Source organism: Chryseobacterium sp. GVT01B, assembly GCF_019970045.1.
In the GTDB taxonomy this organism is placed as follows: Bacteria; Bacteroidota; Bacteroidia; order Flavobacteriales; family Weeksellaceae; genus Chryseobacterium.
This window is the reverse complement of the sequence record NZ_JAHXYI010000006.1, coordinates 24,865-43,718: the sequence shown is the minus strand read 5'-3', so window position 1 is coordinate 43,718 and position 18,854 is coordinate 24,865. Positions and strand designations below refer to the sequence as shown.

The 18,854-nt window shown below is 37.2% G+C and carries 15 protein-coding genes; 1 reads left to right on the top strand and 14 read right to left on the bottom strand.

Annotated elements, in window-relative coordinates; translation table 11 throughout:
- Positions 1-2: 2 nt before the first annotated feature.
- The 8 genes from LC457_RS15035 to LC457_RS15000 are packed head-to-tail and all read right to left on the bottom strand — an operon-like array spanning position 3 to position 12,505.
- The gene (locus LC457_RS15035) at positions 3-2,444 is read right to left on the bottom strand and encodes a TonB-dependent receptor (protein WP_223600610.1); all 2,442 of its coding nucleotides are present in this window, start codon (positions 2,442-2,444) and stop codon (positions 3-5) included.
- Positions 2,431-3,819, bottom strand: coding sequence for an AMP-binding protein (locus LC457_RS15030; protein ID WP_223600609.1), 1,389 nt, complete (start codon positions 3,817-3,819; stop codon positions 2,431-2,433). Before LC457_RS15030 ends, LC457_RS15035 begins: the two co-directional genes overlap by 14 nt.
- Positions 3,820-3,823: 4 nt before the next feature.
- Positions 3,824-4,069, bottom strand: a complete 246-nt coding sequence (locus LC457_RS15025) for an acyl carrier protein (protein ID WP_047374822.1) — start codon at positions 4,067-4,069, stop codon at positions 3,824-3,826.
- A gap of 1 nt (position 4,070) precedes the next feature.
- Positions 4,071-5,474: an MATE family efflux transporter gene (locus tag LC457_RS15020; RefSeq protein WP_223600608.1), complete on the bottom strand. Its 1,404-nt coding sequence runs from the start codon at positions 5,472-5,474 to the stop codon at positions 4,071-4,073.
- Positions 5,471-7,282 carry an IucA/IucC family siderophore biosynthesis protein gene (locus LC457_RS15015; protein WP_223600607.1) on the bottom strand — a complete coding sequence of 604 codons (1,812 nt, stop codon included), beginning with the start codon at positions 7,280-7,282 and terminating at the stop codon, positions 5,471-5,473. Before LC457_RS15015 ends, LC457_RS15020 begins: the two co-directional genes overlap by 4 nt.
- A gap of 7 nt (positions 7,283-7,289) precedes the next feature.
- Positions 7,290-8,606, bottom strand: coding sequence for a lysine N(6)-hydroxylase/L-ornithine N(5)-oxygenase family protein (locus tag LC457_RS15010; RefSeq protein WP_223600606.1), 1,317 nt, complete (start codon positions 8,604-8,606; stop codon positions 7,290-7,292).
- Positions 8,599-11,007: a GNAT family N-acetyltransferase gene (locus LC457_RS15005; RefSeq protein ID WP_223600605.1), complete on the bottom strand. Its 2,409-nt coding sequence runs from the start codon at positions 11,005-11,007 to the stop codon at positions 8,599-8,601. The genes LC457_RS15010 and LC457_RS15005 overlap by 8 nt, the downstream gene beginning before the upstream one ends.
- Positions 10,979-12,505 carry an aspartate aminotransferase family protein gene (locus tag LC457_RS15000; RefSeq protein ID WP_223600604.1) on the bottom strand — a complete coding sequence of 509 codons (1,527 nt, stop codon included), beginning with the start codon at positions 12,503-12,505 and terminating at the stop codon, positions 10,979-10,981. The genes LC457_RS15005 and LC457_RS15000 overlap by 29 nt, the downstream gene beginning before the upstream one ends.
- A 216-nt stretch (positions 12,506-12,721) precedes the next feature.
- Here LC457_RS15000 and LC457_RS14995 point away from each other — a divergent pair, with 216 nt between their 5' ends.
- Entirely contained in the window at positions 12,722-13,819 is a 1,098-nt protein-coding gene (locus LC457_RS14995; RefSeq protein ID WP_223600603.1) for a TauD/TfdA family dioxygenase, read from the top strand.
- A 313-nt stretch (positions 13,820-14,132) separates the two neighbouring features.
- Here the strand turns inward: LC457_RS14995 and LC457_RS14990 are convergent, their stop codons facing one another.
- From LC457_RS14990 to LC457_RS14965, 6 genes are all read right to left on the bottom strand, one after another.
- On the bottom strand, positions 14,133-14,945 hold the full coding sequence (locus LC457_RS14990; RefSeq protein WP_223600602.1) for an alpha/beta hydrolase family protein: 813 nt from the start codon (positions 14,943-14,945) through the stop codon (positions 14,133-14,135).
- Between the two features lie 159 nt (positions 14,946-15,104).
- Positions 15,105-15,680: a Crp/Fnr family transcriptional regulator gene (locus LC457_RS14985; protein WP_223600601.1), complete on the bottom strand. Its 576-nt coding sequence runs from the start codon at positions 15,678-15,680 to the stop codon at positions 15,105-15,107.
- A 57-nt stretch (positions 15,681-15,737) separates the two neighbouring features.
- Positions 15,738-16,259, bottom strand: coding sequence for a GNAT family N-acetyltransferase (locus LC457_RS14980; protein WP_223600600.1), 522 nt, complete (start codon positions 16,257-16,259; stop codon positions 15,738-15,740).
- A gap of 9 nt (positions 16,260-16,268) precedes the next feature.
- Positions 16,269-17,279, bottom strand: a complete 1,011-nt coding sequence (locus tag LC457_RS14975; protein WP_223600599.1) for a S41 family peptidase — start codon at positions 17,277-17,279, stop codon at positions 16,269-16,271.
- Positions 17,280-17,348: 69 nt separating this feature from the next.
- On the bottom strand, positions 17,349-18,143 hold the full coding sequence (locus LC457_RS14970) for a helix-turn-helix domain-containing protein (protein WP_223600598.1): 795 nt from the start codon (positions 18,141-18,143) through the stop codon (positions 17,349-17,351).
- 74 nt (positions 18,144-18,217) lie between these two features.
- Positions 18,218-18,799, bottom strand: coding sequence for a nucleosidase (locus tag LC457_RS14965; protein ID WP_047422978.1), 582 nt, complete (start codon positions 18,797-18,799; stop codon positions 18,218-18,220).
- Positions 18,800-18,854: the final 55 nt, after the last annotated feature.

Genomic DNA, 18,854 nt, shown 5'->3' with positions numbered 1-18,854 from the left:
TCTTAAAATTTAAAGCTTACCTCAGCAACAAAATTACGAGGCATCTGAGCGACTACCACTCCCTGCCCTGCAAAATATTGTGCGTTGCCCAGGTTATTCATTTTAAATCCTAATCTGTATCTTTCTTTTTCAAGAGAAATGGAAGCATTCACTAAAGTATAGGCTGGGAATGCAAACTGTCCGGTAACAGTTTTATTTCCGGTAATCTGTTTTCCTACGCGGTTTACCCCGAAACCAATTCCAAGTCCCTGTAGTCCTTTGATCGGAAGAATATAACTGATCCATGAATTGAATACATTCGCAGGACCTGCAGACTCAGGACGACGTCCCTCTACAGCGGGATCAGCCTTTTCGTATCTGCTGTGGTTATAGCTATATCCGGCCATAATATTTAATCCCTGAACAGGGTTCATGATGGTTTCAATTTCAATCCCTTTACTTCTTTGTGTTCCATCCTGAACAACAATATTGTATTCTTTTCCGTCACGGATTACGCCGCTTCCTCTCTGGATGTTATCCACAAGAATATCGTAGTATCCAACGGTGAAATTAATTTTATTTCTCCAAAGATTTCCTTTAATTCCTACTTCCCACTGATTGGCCATCTGAGGTTTCATTTCCCCGCTAATGTCCGGAAGCTGCTGTGCAACAGGTGCTGTATAGCTGAAACCGTTCATATAGTTACCATAAGCAGATAACTGGTCTTTAAGGATTTGATATACAATCCCTACTTTTGGAGACCATGCAGTCTGATTAAAATCACCGGTACGTTTATTATCATTCAGGTTAAGTTGTCCTTTACTTTCGTAATGATCCATACGTAAGCTTAAAAGGGTAATCAAACGATCTGTAATATAAGTGACGTTTGAAATATAGGCTCCATAAAGGTTTGATGCGGAATTATTTCTTACCAAAGGCGTTTTGCCTGCCTGAATGGCTGCCTGTGTAAATGCCTGGATTTTTTGAAGGGCAAGATCTTTAGAAATATTCGGATATCCTTCTAAGCTTTGTCCGTTGACATTATCAAAGACTACAATTGGAGAATGATTATTGTTGATTGTCTGATTCAGATAATCTAGCCCAATCAACATCTTATTTTTAATTTTACCAATATTAAATTGTCCATTGAAGTTCTGCTGAATACTTGTAGAAGAAGCTTCTGAGTTCTGCCACTGTACGTTACGTTCCAGCATGGCATCACTTGTATTTCCTCTGATAAACTGATATTGATATAACCCTTCTGTTTTTCTGAAGTTTCTTGAAAGCAAAGTCTGTGAAGTCCATTGATCTGAAATTTTATAATTCGCTTCTGCTTTTACATTGATAGATGGTGCTTTTAAGGTCATATCATTGTTGGAATATGATCTTTTCCAGTCAAAACCAAGTTCATCAGGATTATGGGCAAAATATTGCCTTGTTCTCGGAAGGAAAATAATCGGAGTATTAGTTCCTTCATAATTGTAAATCTGAGCTCCTAAGTTAAATTTCAATCTTTCATTAACTTGATAACTTACTGTAGGTGCTACAAAGAATGACTTCCTGAATTCAGAATCTCTGAATCCGTTCTGATACTGATAAGCGGCATTCAAACGGAACAGCATATTTCTGGATTCTGTAATCGGACCGTAAACATCAGCGGTTACTCGGTTCAGATTATAACTTCCCATAAGATAAGAAGCCTCTCCTCCGAAATAATCTTTCGGTTTTTTGGTTACAGCATTAATCAAACCTCCAAAGGAAGTTACAGCCCCACCATACAATGTTCCTGAAGGTCCTTTGATCACTTCAAGACGCTCAAGATCGGCAGGATCTATCTCTCCGTTGGTGGTTGCAGGAACGCCGTCTACCATGGATACTTTGGTAGGAAAACCTCTAAGGCTGTAGTAGAAACTTCCGTCTCCGGAACCTCTTCCCGGACTTCCCTGCATTTTTACCATACCCGGAACGTTTTTCAATACTTCCGAAATATCGTAAGTAAGCTGTTCCTTCATGATCTGCTGGTTGATGCTTGTGTAAGCCTGTGGATTTTCAAGAACTTTCAAAGGCATTTTAGCCACTGAAGTACTGTCTTTATCCAAAAATTTATTTCTGCTCACTGCATATACTGTAATTCCTTCAATCACATTATTGTGTAAAGGAGCGTAGATCGCAGGAATTTCGTAGACATCTTTCTGAATTTGGATGGGTTCCCTCATCAGTTCAATGTCATTTAAAACCACCTGAAGCGTATATTCTCCAGGTGGCACATTTTCAAAGTAATATTCTCCTAAATTATTGGTTTTTGCCTGATAAGACGTGTTGACAAGTCTTAAAATAGCATTTTTTACCGGTGCTTTTTCAGACAGCATGATTTTGCCATGAATTCTGTCGCCTTGCTGTGCAAAAAGCGAATTTGAAGATAAAGCAAGACCAAGAAGTAATATAAGGGTTTTAGATGTTTTCATGCTGTAAGTTTTGTAACAGGGGATAGTTTATTTTACCGTTTTGTGATAATGGGAATGATTCTATAAGTTCTGTGCGTACATATTGCGGGTTGATACGCAGTTTATTTTTAATGGTTTCGGTGATGATCTGAGGATCTATTTCCGGATTGTCATACAATACCACAATTTTTTTATCATTGGCATTCAGACATACGAAAGTATTGCCCTGCATTTCATTTTTAAGGATAAATTCTACCTCATCAAGATTAAGACGTATTCCGAAAAGCTTCATGATACGTTTTATTCTTCCTGTGATATAATAAATTCCGTTTTCACCTTTTCTGGCGGTATCTCCGGTATGCAGTACAGAAGGCTGCTCATACGTGGAAAGATCCTCCAGTTTATTGGCATAACCTCCGAAAATACTGACATGAGAAAACAGTAATTCATCCGTTTCAGGATCAATTTTGAAGCTTCCTCTTTCTACCACATTCCCGATTGATGTTTCTTCTTCCAGCAATCCTTCTGTAGTAAGATAAGCCATTCTTCCTCCTGCTTCCGTTTGTCCGTATTGTGCAAAGAAATCTTTTTTAAACTCGTGACAGTAAGAGAAAATCGTTTTTCTCAGTTCAGCATTGATTACTCCTCCGGTATGGGTAAAATATCTCAGACTTGGAGAATCTTTTCTGAAAAATCCTATTCTGTTCAGGTTTTCATAAAGAAAAGGAACTCCGCCCAAAGTACTGTACCCATACTCCTCCATTTCGTCCCAGAATGCTTTCTGCATAATGTCTTTATCTGTACATACGATTCTTCCGGCGCGCATACAGTTGGTGGTGAAAATAGAGAATCCGTATACAAAATTGATCGGAACATTTAAAGGAACTACATCCGTTCCCTGAACCGGCATATATTGAAGGATGCTCAATGCATTCTGATAAAGGCTTTCATCAGATAATTTAACCAGTTTCGGAACACCTGTTGTTCCAGACGTACTCAAAAGGATTTTGATGTCAGGGTGAATCGTAACTTCACTCTTATAATCATCCTTTGCAAAGATGCTGATGTTGTCTGAGAATGCTTTCAGAGTATATCCTTCAATGGCTTCTCTCTGTGGATCAAAGATGTATTTCGGACGGTATTCTGCCTCAATACGTTCTTTGAATTCCTCATGCAGTTTTTGTCCCAGTACCGCAATCGTGTAAGCTGTTCCGTAAAAATTGAGAAGCACCTCAATACTGGACAGCTGATTGTCATTGTACAAAAAGAGCAGCCCTTTTTCTACCGGGTTTAAGCCTAAAGACCGGTACAGTGTTCCCACCGGTATTGTTGTACCGGTGGAAGCATCTGTAAACCCCAAGTTCTTATTGGCAATTACATTTTCTAAAATTTTCATATGCTTAGTTTTCTACGAATACTTCGTATTTTTTCATTTTTTCGCGAATCTTTCCGACGGTTCCCATCTCCAGGATATCGTTAAAATCAAATTTGATCTGATAAAACTGTTCAAGCGCTTCTACGATAAGAAGATGAGACATAGAATCCCATTCCGGGATTTCCTGATACGTTAGTTTTTCATCTACCAATTCTTTCTTTATTGCGATGGCAGAGGCGATAATTTCATAAAATTCTTCTGTAGTGTTCATTTTAAATTTTTATAGTTTTCCATTTTCCATTTTTAAAAATCATGAGGAATAGTACAGCCAAAACAATTTCCGAAGAAACGATTGCGGTAAATATTCCTCTCAGTTCCCACTGAAACCTTACTCCTAAGAGATAAGCCAGAGGAAGCTGAATCACATAAAACATGACGAGGTACAACAATGTTACCTGTAATATGTTTCCAGCAGCATTCAGAGCACGGCTGATCACCATAGTGAATCCTAACAGCAGATACGCCATAGAGACCACATGGATGTATTGAACCGCATATCTGGCAACTTCCGGTTCTGTAGTGAAAAATTTCACCACATATTCTGCTGCAATCTGCCAAAATAAGGCTACAAGTACCAGATAAGTCATGTTGATGGTTCCGGCTCTCCAAACTGTTTTTTCAGCACGTTCCGGTTCTCCGGCACCCAAATTCTGGCCAGTAAGAACTCCGGCAGCATTTCCTATTCCCCAGGCAGGCATCGTAGCTACGGAAGCAATACGCTGGGCAATGATATATCCTGCAAGCGCTGTGGTTCCGAAAGTGGAGATAATCTTCACCATAATCAGCCAGCTGGATGTTGGGATGATATACTGAACCAGTCCTCCAAAGGCTATTTTCAGAATCTTTTGCAGTAAGGGTAGATCAAGCTGTAAAGGAACTCCGATGCTGATGCTGGTTTTTCCGGATATCAATACGAAAGCCTGATATAAAACACCTAAAAGCCTTGATAAAACTGTAGCATACGCCAATCCCATCAATCCAAAAGCAGGTATAAATCCTAATCCGAAAACAAGGATCACTGCGAAAATGATATTGGAAATATGGCAGATCCAAAGTGATTTCATGGCAATATCGGCATCACCAGCCCCTCTGAAAAGTCCATTCACAGAAAGGCGGAGAATCACAAGCCCGATACTCAGGAAGACCAGTCTTGAGAAAGAAACACCTTCGGTTACCGTACTGGCATTGATTCCCAGAAAATCAACAATTTCCGATGCGAAAAAGCAGGAAACTCCACCAATAAGCACCGCGAAAAACAGGGCCAGCAAGATGATGTATTGGGCTGTTCTGCCCATTCCTTCTTTATCTTTTTCACCTGCTCTTCTGGCGGTAAGGGTTGCTGCTGCAATTCCCAAACCTACGGCAATAGCATAAGCAAAGTTGATGTAGTTATCTGTAATTCCCACAAGCCCCAAAACTTTGTCGCCTAATTTTGCGATAATCAATAGATTGACACTCACAAAAACAGATTCCATGACAAGTTCCATCACCATGGGAATGGCAAGACTAAAGATGGAACGGTTGATACTTCCGGAAGTCAGTTCAACTTTCTTTCCGGCTATGGCTCCATACGTAAAAACCGCTCCTTCTTTTAGTATATGCAGGAATTTCCTCATACTGCTGCTACTGAATTTTTATTGGCAATCTGATACAGCGGATTTGGCAGTGCTCCGTCTTTTCTCGGAATGGCAAATGCTTTGTTCTCGCTGTAACCGTTATTTTTCAGACGCAGACTGTTGATATAGAATCTTTTGAATGCCGGTACATACAGGTCATACTTTTCGTATCTTTCCTGAAGGTGGGTGTTCTCAGCTTTATAATTTTCTACACAGTTGTGAACCAGTTCCCAGAATGTTTCTTCATTAAAGTTGGAATAGGTATGAAGTGCATTCGACAGATATCTGAAGAAAGCATCAAAAACGCCAAGTAAAATAAACAACGGGATATTTTCTTTGTTGGAAGACTGAATCAAACCATCTGCAAGGTGTGCAGGAAGTTTTTCTCTGGCTTCTGTAGTAAGTACAATATCATCCACAAAATCTTTGATTACGATTCTTTTTGGAACTCCATTTTTCAAAACAACCATAATGTTTTCTCCATGTGGCGTTACACATAATGAATGGGTGTAATAAATGTGTAATAATGGGGTAAGATAGGCATCAAGATAGCTTTCAATCCATTCTTTGATACTCACACCTGCTTTTTCTGCGAATGCCTGAACCAATGGAACTCCACTCTCATCTACATAAAGTAAAGAAGCCATGGTTACCATTTGTTCGTCTTCTTTCAGATAATTTTCAGCACTTTCTCTCCATAATGCGCCAAGGAATTCATTATACTGATAAGGCACACTGGCAATAGCTCCATATTGTGGATGCAAATAGGTAATTGCAGCCTCTTCTCCTAAGAAAATAGTTTCTTTATTCTCCAGATAAGCATCGTCTTTAATCAAACCTTTTACCCAATCTGTAATAGCAGGAGCAATTTTCATCTGTTTAGGTGATAATCCTCTGATATTTCCCGTACTCAGAATAGAAACAGCGGTTTTCAGGTATCTCTTTTTAGGATGATCTACATTGAATAAAGTACGGATACTCTGCTGCGGACTGTAAGTATCACTACCCTCACCTAACTGGATTAAAAGTCCAGAAGCGATATCTCCGGCAAAATGAATCTGAAGCTTATGCTCCCACTGCCATGGATGTACAGGGATAAAGTGATAATCTTCAACAGCTTTTCTTTTGCTCAATAGCTGCTGCTGAAAATCATTATATAAATCCTCTCCTATTTCAGAACGATAAAATTCTTCTCTGTTAATATGTTCCAAAGACTGGAATGACGATCTGCTTTTATGAGAAGCCAGCCAGATTACTTTTAAATTTTCATCGGCTTCAGGAGCATATGTTTTCAGATCACGTGGAGAAAAACCTAATCGGCTTTTGTTTACAATTACCCATGGATGTCCGGTCATATTATGCTCTACCGTCTGATAATCCGCATCTGAAAGCTCTTTTGAAGACATTACTCCTCTTGATAAGATTAAAGCATCACAATACAAAGTATGCAGTAATTCTTCCGTGTATCTTGCAATGGTATAAGGATCTAAGTCAAAAACAGTCTGCATTTCGAGGAAGAAAGCTGCTACATCTACAGAAGACAAATCTTCACCGTTTTCTGTTTTTGTAATGCTGTCTTTATCAATGTGCCAGTAATCCATCATTCTTTCCTGTCCGCGGAAGCTGTAGACAATATTTTCAACTCCGGTTTCAAGGGTAAAAACAGTATATCCGTTTTTATTTTCAAAGGTTACCACAGGCTTTAGAAGCTCTTCGTGCATCAATTCTGCGATGGTTTTAGCCATTAAATTTCTGTTGGCCTGATTCCAGTTTTCCTGGCTTACTGTATTTTTTAAGTTGGTGTTCATTTTTTGATTAAATTTTGGCAGTTGGTAAATCAGCATATTTTTCTACATCGAAATCCTGGAAAGCAATTTTCTTTTCAATTTTATAATGCTCTCTTCCCAGAATATCATTGATGATGTAGGAATTACGGTACGCAGCCATTCCCAGATCTGTAGAAATATAGCTGTGAGTATGAACTTCAGCATGAAGCACATAAATTTCCCCTCCGTTGTGGTCTATTGAATAATTTCTGTTGACATCAAACAATTCGCTGGAATCTCTCTTGATTCTATCCTGAATATTCTTTAAGAATGCAGGCTCATGATAACGGTATCCTGTTCCCAGAATCAGATAATCAGCTTCCTGGTCATAAGGTACTTCCTGTTCCAGTTGGGTAAACTCAAGATTGATGAAATCAGGATTGCTGTTGTCTACTCTATTCAGCTGGCTGTTAGGAATAATTTTAAGATTAGGATCAGCATTGTCGATATTCAGATCATAAATAAAATCGTAAATATCATTGATCAGATCGTAATTGATTCCTTTAAACTGAGCTTGCTGTTTGCTTAAAATCGTTTTCCTTGCAGATTCGCTTCTGTTGTAGAAATATTCTACATAATCAGGTGAAGTAAGTTCCAGTGTCAGTTTAGAATATTCCATAGGGAAAAATCTGTCAGGACGGGAATACCATCCCAGTTGTGTTTCTTCATTTCTGTTTTGAAGAAGGTCATAAAAAACTTCCGCTGAACTCTGACCAGAACCGATAATCGCTATTTTTTTACCCTGAGATAAAAGCTCTTCTTTTCTGTACAGATAATTACTGGTATGAATAACACGGGAATCATCTTTCGGAATGAAAGAAGGAATATGAGGCTGTGTCCCTGTTCCCAAAATCAGTCTTTCCGTTTTGAAAACCGTAGTTTCTTTGGTTTTGGTGTGAATCGTAGTTACATGATATAAACCTTCTTCATAAGTAATATCCACTACCTGAGTAGAGAAACGGCATTGTGGAAGCTGTTCAATTACCCATTGGCAGTAACGGTTGTATTCTTTTCTCGGAATGAAAAAATCTTCTCTGATAAAAAACTTATACAGTCTTCCGGTTTCCTTCAGATAGTTCAAAAGGCTTAAAGGATTGGTAGGATCAGCCATGGAAACGCAGTCGCATAAAAATGGGGTCTGCAGGGTTACATGGTCAATCATCAGTCCCGGGTGCCAGTCGAAACCATCTCTCTGGTCCAGGAAAAGGGTTTTCAGTTCCGAAATCGGATTAGATAATGCGGCAAGTCCCAGATTAAAAGGGCCTATACCTATGCCTATTACATTGTATACGGCTTCGTTAGTCATTTTTTGTGATGTTTGTGGTGATTTGTACCTCTTTATTCTGTGGAAATTTTTCCCAGTACCATTCTCTATAACAGAAGTTCAGATTGGCTTTTTTATGAGGCATTTCTATTACTTTATCTACTTTGAAGCCTACATGAGCTTTATTCATCATAGATGCAAGAGAGTCTACAGATCCTTCTCCTACCATTTTTCCTACCTGTGGCTGTGCAAAAACATAGTCAACCATAGATTGAGTGGATGGAGATACAAATTTCTTTTTAGGATCAATAGGTGCAATGAACTGGTGTGTTCCGTAATCCGTAGGCAGTACCTCATAATAATCGCCTACAATATCTCTGCAAGCCCAATACACTTCAATATTACAAGAAGGTTCATCGTTTCCTGCGATGATATAACTGTGCGCTTCATCACTTGGAAGCATCAGTCTGTAGTAGGTTTCAAGCTCATCTATCGGCCAGTTCATCTGCCAGATTTTTACGGCATGTTCACGGTTGAACCATTCATGCAGCATTTCAAGGTCATTTTCAAGATCTATAGGACGCATACTCATGGTTACGTCTTCTTTCTGGAAATATCTTTTAAAGAAAACTTCTGTTCCCTGTGGATTGATTAGCTGATCCGAGAAAAAATGTTTGTGAAGAAGGTTCGGGACTTTAGCATAAGAAATTGAAGAAGCATTTACACCGCCGTCTACATCAGCAACCGCCGACTGAAGGTTTGATTTTACTGCCCAATATCTTTGATTCAAAGCATAATCCGTTAATGAGGAAGGTTCAGTTTCATGAAGATTTTCAAATTCCCTGTACAGAATATGGATTAATCTTCTTTCTTTCACCAATCCTGTTTTACCAATTGAAGCAATCAGTGCACTCAGGTTGCTTACCAGAAGATGGTGTGAAATAATGTCCAGAAGACGCTCATCTCTGATGAAAAGGTCTTCCACTTCAGGATAATCTTTAATTAGAGATTCATATTTTCCTTTGAAGCTTTCTTTGATTAAATACCCTTGTCCGTCTCTTACATAAATAGATTCAGGAAGAAGCTGATTATCCAGCTGTACAAGAAGATTCTGCTGATGAACTTCAGGAGCCATGCCTAATTGATTGTACAATCTGTTTAAAGGAGAAAGCAACAGGTTTACATACTTTTCAAACCAGATAATAGCTGCTTTTTCAGTATCTACCCCTAATTGATTCGCAACGTTTTTAAAGAAATGCGTCGTAAAATTGAAACCATCTGTAGATTCATCCTGGCAAAGTCTTGCTAATAAAATCACTTTATCTTCATTTGAAAAAGGATTTTCGCGGAGCAGTATATTCAGACTGTCCATATTCTTTCCTTCATAATGAACGCTTAACGTGGAAGGTTCCAGCAATAATTTGAAATTCGGGAAATTTTGTTCAAATGAAGCTTTTTGATGCTGCCACCAGATTGCGGAAGCATATCCTCTGTTGAGATCTTTTAAGCTATTCGTTCTTACAGAACCTGTCATTAAAACATGCAGAGAAAATTTCAACATCCAGCTGAAATCCGGATTATATACTGTTCTTATAGAAGATGTCGCATAAAAATCCTCTCCCAAAGGCCCGATGTGAATAATTTTCCCGGAACCCAGCATTTCAGGATATTCTGCTGTTGATAAAAGATATTGTGCCTCCCACGGATGGCATGGAACTATATAAAAATCATTGATGTTTTCAAAATCGTAGCTTTCCGGTAAAGAAGTCCATTTTTCGAAGATTTCTTTTGCAGAAATTCCCGGAAGGGACTTTTCCGTGATGCAGTATTTGTGAATCAGGAAATAATCCAGTTGAAATCCTTTCCCGAATTCAGGACCATATAAAAGCTGTTCTTCCTCAGAGAATCCCATTCTTGATTTGGTGAAAGGATGCAGATTGTGTCCGGCAGGAAGCATTTGCTCAGATTCAAGGAAAGAATACGTTAAAAGCTGATCATCCTGAAGACAAGCTTCTGTTGTCAGTTCCAGATTTCTTAAGCTGCTTTGAATTCTTTCCACAAATTGTTGGAATCCTTTTTCATTGGTTGTCTCAGAAAACTCTTTATAAACCAATTCAGTCAGTTTTTGATCATTAACTTCAGAAACCTCTTGATTTTGGTGGTCTACCGCCCACAAAACAGGTTCGTATTCATGAAAAAGAGTTTCGGAACGATAAGAAACCGGAGCAAATAAAAACAGTCCGCTTTTCTTCATTTCAAATCTCATAAACAATGAATAATCGCTATTTTGAAGAGCCTTTGCTGTCAGAAGATCATATTTCGGAACGCCCTGATAGAATTTTCCGTTTCCCAGTTCTCTCAACATTCCGTTCAACAGAATTCTGAAAGTAATTTCCCGGGCTTTTTCTCCTGTTCTATTTTTCTGAATTAAAGTCTTTTCCATGATTTTTGATTGTGGTGAGAATTTGATGAATGTCTTCTGTAGTCGTAATCGGGTTCAGGAACGTAAACTTCAGATAGAAGTTTCCATCCACTTTTGTACTTGCTACAAGGATTTCTCCGCTGTAGAACAATTTCATCTTGATGTATTGATTCAGGGCATTCAGATCACTGATTTCCGGATTTACATATCTGAAAACAAGAACACTTAAGTCAGAATCTGAAAGAAGCTCAAAATCTGCATCTTCCGTAATCATTGCGGCTGCATCTTTGGTAAGATCAATCACGGTGTCTGTATATTCTGCCAACTGTTCTTTCCCCATCATTCTTATGGTAAACCAAAGTTTTAAAGCATCAAATCTTCTCGTACTCTGAGTAATGGATTTATTGATCTGTGCCGGAATTTCTTCTTCGTCCATTTCTTTCGGATTCAGATAATCGGCGTGGTGTTTAAGAATCAACAGTTCTTTTTTATTTTTAACAATAAAAGCACTACTGCTGATAGGTTGGAAGAATGATTTGTGGTAATCAATCGTTACAGAGTCTGCTCTTTCAATACCATTGATCAGGTCACGGTATTTCTCACTTAATAATAAAGCACAACCGTAAGCAGCATCTACGTGCATCCAGATGTTATATTGTTCTGCAATATTGGCGATATCATCCAATGGATCAATATTTCCAAAGTCTGTAGTTCCTGCTGTTGCTACAATACCAATAGGAATATTTCCTAGCTGTTCTTCTCTTTTAATATATTTTTTCAAAAGAGAAATATCCATACGGAAACGGTCATCAGTAGGTACTTTAACAATACTTTTCTCACCCAGTCCCATAATGGAAGCATTTTTCAGATTACTGAAGTGAGATTTATCTGAAACAAATATTCTGAAACGGCTTGCCTCCACTGGCAGACCATCCATTTTAATGTTGTGATTATATCTTTTCTGAGAAAAACAGTCACGCATCATGACCAATCCCATTAAATTGCTCTGTGAGCCCCCTGCGGTGAAAACACCATCGCTTTCATTCGTATTATATCCGATCTGACCGGCAGTCCAGTCGATCAGTTTTCTTTCCATAAAAGTTCCTCCTGCACTCTGGTCATAAGTATCCTGTGAAGAATTGATCGCACTTACAAGGATTTCTCCTGCCAATGCCGGGATTACTACAGGACAGTTAAGGTGAGCTACATATTGTGGAAGGTGAAAAGCTGTGGCATGTTTTACATAAATATCATCTACTTCTGCCAGAAGCTCATTATAATTGGAAAGTTTTTGATTAAGATCAATCTGTTCCACCATTCCTTTCATTGTTTTGGCTTCTATACCACTGAAAGGCTTGTTGTTTCTGTGAAGAAATTCCTGAACCAGGTCTAAAGTACTATTGACAGCATTACGATAATGATCATAATTGTCAGGATGAAAAATATTCCCAAAATTCCCCGAAATGTGAGGTGAAGTTGTGCTTGCGAGCTCTTCTAGGGATATTAAATTGTTGTTCATAAAAGTTTTGTAATGTGATTTTTTAAATCTGTGAGTTGTTGTGGTTTTTTTGATACACTATTGTATATGTCTGATAGTCAGGTTTTTAAATTTTTCATTTTTTATTATAATTTATTTGGTGATTGCGTAATTATTACTAAATTTGAACCAGCTATTGTTATTTAGAATAATTAAAAACAAAGATAAAAATTATTACTTAACACCAAATTTTTTTTAATGAATTCTACAGAAATTTTAGATAAAGACTGTTCAACAGCGGTAAAACTGCTTCCTACGGTCATAGAAGTCACCTCTCAGGAAAGAAGAATGATAAAAGATGCGGCGCTGCATCTTCAGAAAAAGTATGACAATTATGAAAACCGTGATTTTATAAAGCATGTACATCAGCTGGCGTCTTATTTCTTACCGGAGAGAATTTTAAATATAGCGGCTGATTTTGCAAGTGACTTTTCAAAAAATCAGTATGGTGCCCTGATCTTTACAGGACTAATGGATATCGATCAGGAGGATATAGGATCTACCCCTCCGAATTGGCAGGCGGCAGATTATTCAAAATTTAATTTATATGGTTTTGCATGTGCACTTATTCATGGGGCACTTCCTTCAAAACCTGTACAATATTATTCACAGCGTAAAGGAGGCGGACTGATCCATGCCATCATTCCTGATGAAAAAATGAAGGAAACGCAAACCGGATCAGGGTCTTCAACAGACTTGTATGTACACACAGAAGATGCTTTTCTGAAACATCAGGCTGACTACTTAAGCTTTATGTATGTAAGAAATGAGGAGCAGGTTCCTTCTACGCTTTATTCTATCCGTTCTCATGAATCTATCGGGGACAATTACAGACCTCTTTTTGAGCGTATTTATAAAATTCCGAAAGATGCCAACCTGGAAACAGCAGAAAATGAAGAAGAAACATTAGATTCTGTACTGTATGGTAATTATAGTCTTCCGTTTATGAGATTTGATGCTGCTGAACAGTTGTTCAATTCCAGTATAAGACAATCGGATGAAGCACAGAATACGCTGTATGAGTTCTGGGAAGAAGCCAGACATTTGATTTACTCAGGATTTACGCCTCAGGCAGGAGACGTTATTCTGGTTAATAATCATTTATGTGCTCATGGTAGGTCGGCTTTCCGTGCGGGAGTAAGAAATATTGACGGAATAGAACATCCGTGCGAGAGAAGAATCATGCTTCGTATGATGAGTAAAGTGAGCCTTATTGATATGAGAGCACATACACTTACAGAAGATCCGTTCTTTGTGATAGAAGAACATTTGGGTAAAAACTTTCAACATTTTTAATATAATGCTTAGTTAGCATTTTTGAACATTCAATCAATCGCAAATCCTTTTTAAGCAGTGCTTGAAAAGGATTTTTATTTGATTTTCACTTGATTGATCCTTGTCAAGGTTTTAAACCTTGACAAGGATCAAAGGTGGTAAGTTTTGGCTAAAGCCCACTTCTATTGATATAAAAACTAATCAATATTCAATAGGAACGGGCTTTAGCCCGTTTTAACAAATAAAAAATATAAATCCTTTTGCTTTAGCCGAAACCTAAAATCAGCTGTTATAACCCATGTCAAGGTTTCAAACCTTGACATGGGTTATAATTTTACTGTTTAAAAAACCTGTCAAACAATGACAATTGCTCAGATAATGATCTGCTCCAATATTCTGGAACATGTCCTCCTAAAGATTCGGTGTAGAGATGCTGGATCTTCATCTCTGTCAGTTTCTTATGAAAATTTCTGTTCATATTGATCATCTGGGTATCTTCTGTTCCACAATCAAAAATATATTGCTGTCCTGCTCCGGACATTAATTTTACTTTACTGTCAGTAAGGAAATTGGGATTAATTGATTCTAATGGTCCCAGAACTTTATTCACCATATATTTCTGATAGCCTTCTCCAAAAGAATTGAAATCCAGAGCTCCGCAAGAACTTCCTACGATACCAAATGTTTTATTATATGTAATTCCTATATTGGTAGCTCCATAACCGCCCATACTCCATCCCAAAATTCCGCGGAATCTTTTCTCTGCTTTTACCGGATAATTTTTATCAATAAATTCTACCAGTTCTTTTCCAATAAAGGTTTGATATTGTGAATCTTTAAGAATGGGGCTATCTACATACCATGAACTGTAATTTCCGTCCGGAAGTACATAAATGGTTTTAAATTCCTGAGCTTTTTTAACCAAATCAGGAATGTCCTGCTTAATAATTCTGTCCGGATTACCGCTGAAACCATGAAGGATATAAACCGTTGGATAGGTTGTATTAGGCTGAATATTTGGGGTAATGATGACTGTTTTGATTTTTTTATTCATTTTGGGACTGAATACTTCCTGATGAATAATTTTTTGTGCTGATAACTGTACAAATGCAGTCAGTACAAAGACAATGTTGATAAGCTTTTTCATGTTGAAAATGTTTAATTAATGAATAATCACAGGCTTTTAATTATAAAACATATAATGTACCAATGATCTTTTGACATAGCAAAATTGCAGCAGAAAAAGAAAAAAAGCCTCAACATATGTTGAAGCTTTTGTTACTTTATTTCACTCAGACTTACAATATCAGTTGAGCTCCTTCTTTATCCGGCTAAGTTGTGTAGGCGTAATTCCCAGATAAGAAGCAATATGGTGCTGTTTTAATCTGCTGTAAAGAGACTTATTTTCAACCAGTTGTAAGTAACGTTTTTTTGCTGTTTCGTACTTTAACGAGACTTCCAGAGGTTCTTTTTTTACCACCCAGTTTTTCTCCAGATAATACAGATGAAAAAGTGCCAGATCATGATGCTTTTCAAGCAGTTCCCGGTAAGTTTTTGCAGGATATTGTATCACTGTGCAGTCTTCCAGTGCTATGATTGTGAAATCACTAGGTTCATTTTTGATAATGGCGGCTGTGGAAGCTACAAAACTGTTTTCTTCAAAGAAAATTTTATAAATATTATTTCCCTGTTCATCTACCGTGTAATATCCTATCAGCCCGGATTTGATGAAGTAATAATATCTCGCCATTGAACCGGATTCCAGCAGTAAATCATTTTTGTGATAATGTTTTTCAGTACATATATCGAGTAAAGCCTTCACCGTTTCATCAGATAGTGGATAATATTGGGTGATTTCTTTTATAAATTCTGAGTTGTTCATTTGGGAATGTTATAATTATCAGTGAAAATCTGTATTATTTACGGAACAAAAGTCCTTCTAATCCAGTATTTTCTTCATCATCAGATCCGTCTGCTCTTCTTCTCCCAGTCTGAAAATATGTTTATCGAATTCAACAAACCCGTTTTTCCTGTAAAAATTGAGTGCTCTTAAATTTTCTTCCCAGACTCCAAGCCATAAGTATGATTTATTCAGATGTCTTGCTGTTTCCAAAGCCTGGTTATAAAGAAGCTGACCTACTTTTTTTCCGTGATGGCTTTTCTTTACATAGATTCTTTCAATTTCCAGGCTGGTTTCGTCCTGAAGTTCTGTCTGTGCTTTTCCTGAATTGACTTTCAGGTAACCAACCGGATTGTCTTCTTCCCAGGCAATATAGAAAAATGAATCAGGATTACTCAGCTCTGATTTTATCTTTTCAGTATTAAAGCTTTCTTCCAGATACTTTTTCATAGCCTCTTCAGTATTATCTTCTGCAAACGTTTCAGTGAAGGTTTGTATACCAATATTCTGAAGTATTTCGAGGTCTTTTTCGCTGGATGTATTGATAATAATTGATGACATAAAAGGTATTTATTGTTCTAGTTTATAAATAAGATTTTTTATTTCAGATAAGGTTAGTTCTGTTTTTGTTTCTGATGCTATTATATTTTTTAAAATTTTGAGGTGAGTCGTCTTTAAAGCATCTTCAGTTTTCACTTCCTGATCGGGGATCACTCCTATATGTTCCCAATTCTTTTGAGTACTTAAGGCTGTTATTTTTCCTGCCGGAACAAGCAGTAAATATTGATTTTGAACCATAAAATGATCCACAGGATTGGCTGCACCCCCTGTTTTTTCACCAATTACTTCGGCAAGTTTATATTGCTGTAAAAAATAGGCAACAGCTTCTCCGGCCGAAAAAGTATTTTTGCTGGTAAGAATATAGATCTTTTTATGAAGATATTTCTGTCCGGAAACTTTGGGTTGGGTACTGTCTACAACTGTTTTCTGATTATGTCTGAAATACGTGGTATAAAGATCTTTTTTCTGATCAAAAAAATAGCTTAAAAATAAAAGAAGCATCCCGTTTTCTCCACCTCCGTTTTCTCTGAGATCAATAATCAAAGAATGGGTATTGGCAACAAAGTTCATGGTGGCAGCTAAAGTTTTTTCACTGGCTTCAGGAGAGGCAAAACCTTTATAATTGATATACCCAATATTCCCCGGAAGTCGCTGAACTGTTTCAAATCCGAAATTTTCAAGACTATTGTGTTCATTGTTCAATTTCTCTTTCTCTTTTTCACTCATCTGTTTTTCAGGCGTGTAGTTTTCGAGATATTTAACAAAAAAATGTTCGTCTTTAATAGTTGTTCTTAACTTTTGAGTAAGAAGATCCGCAAAACCTTTTTTATTGAGGTCTTTAAAAGTTCCTTTTTTAAGTTCACTTTGAAATAAAGAGTCCACTTTTTTATAAGTTTCTTTATCAATATAATGACTTTTTACTTTTTCTGTAATATCAGCAAGCACTACTGAAATATCATTTTTCTGGGCACTCGAAAATAAGAAAGTGAAAAGGGAAATCCCAACATATAATTTTTTCATTGAAATAAGGATTTAATATTTCAACAAATGTATTTTAATGAGTTCTGTATGAATTGTAAAAATGGAAACTCAGATAAATAACCAGACATTATTCTGATCAGTATCTACATTCTCAAAGAATTTCCCGGGGCTTATCCTGGTGAGTTCTTTAAAATCTTTAATAAGATGGGACTGGTCATAAAACAGATGTTCATAGGAAAGTTCTGTAAGATTTCTGGATTTTTTATTTGAAATCAAGACATTACGAAACCGCTGTATTTTTCTGAATTCTGAAGCGGGTTTAGCCAGATATCGCTGAGATATTTTGTTGACATACTGTCTCGTGATTTTATTTTTTGAAGCAATTTCTTCGATACTCAATTCTGTTTCAAAATCATTCAATATTGTATAAGCCAGATGTAAGTCCCTCTTCCGGAATTTGGAAAGACAATAGTTTTCCAGTATATCAATTTGTACTCTTCTGTCAGACTCTTTTAAAACAGTGCCCATAATGTCTGTAAAGTCTGAAAGAAGGATTTCCTGTTCCAGATCTTCGCTTTTATCAGCATTAAAAAAATGATAAATACCTAAGGGTTTAAAGTAAACGGTAACTTCATTAACCGATTGCCGATAAAAAATTTCAGTAGGCACAGAGCATCTGAATACAAAATCAACCACTATATTTTCAGAAGAAGATCTGGTAATTTCTACCCATCCTTTGTCCTGTGTAACAGAGACATCCTGACATGCTGACACGATAAAGTAATTGTCCGGAAATGTAAGATATTTTACCGGTTTCTGATGATCATCTTTTTCTATAAAATAATATCCTTCAATATAATCTTTCAAAACAGGATGCATCGGCTTATAAAAAGTAACTTTCATATGAGTGATGGGTTGAAAGTAAAAATACAAATAGAAAACAAAATCCTGAAACTTTGTTCAGGATTTATATTTGTTTATGAAAACAGTATTTTTTTAAAAGCTTCGGAAGCCAGATGTACCTGTACGCTCCAATCATCTGCTGCGTCACTTCCTGCGTCATCAGAAATATATTTCAGACATAAAAACGGAATATTTTCCTGTTGAGCAATCAACGCGAGTGGATAAGCTTCCATATCTACAATATTATAATCTGTCTCAGAGTGATTCATTTCAAAACTGTCACCGCTGCCACAGATTCCTTCTTTCAAGACATCCATTTTAAGGCCATATTCCAATACAGGGGGCACTCCTGATAATGGCGTTTCATAGAGTTTAAATCCAAGCCCTCTTACGTCCATATCTCTCTGGATGAACTTTGTACAGCATACCACTTCCCCTTTGTGAAATCCTTTACTTCCTGCAGAACCTAAGTTTACAATCAGTTTTGGTTTTCTTGCGTGAATTTCTTTGGTTAATTCTATCGCTGCATTTACCTTTCCGATGCCTGTAATTAATTTATTTTTATCATCAAAAACAGTTCCTGCTTCGGAATCTAATGCAAAAACAAAAAGGGTATCGTCAATTGAATAGTGAGTTTCGTTGTTAATTTTTATCATGGAGAAATCAGATTTATACAGCTGTTGGTACTGCATGACAAAGATACAACAGGTT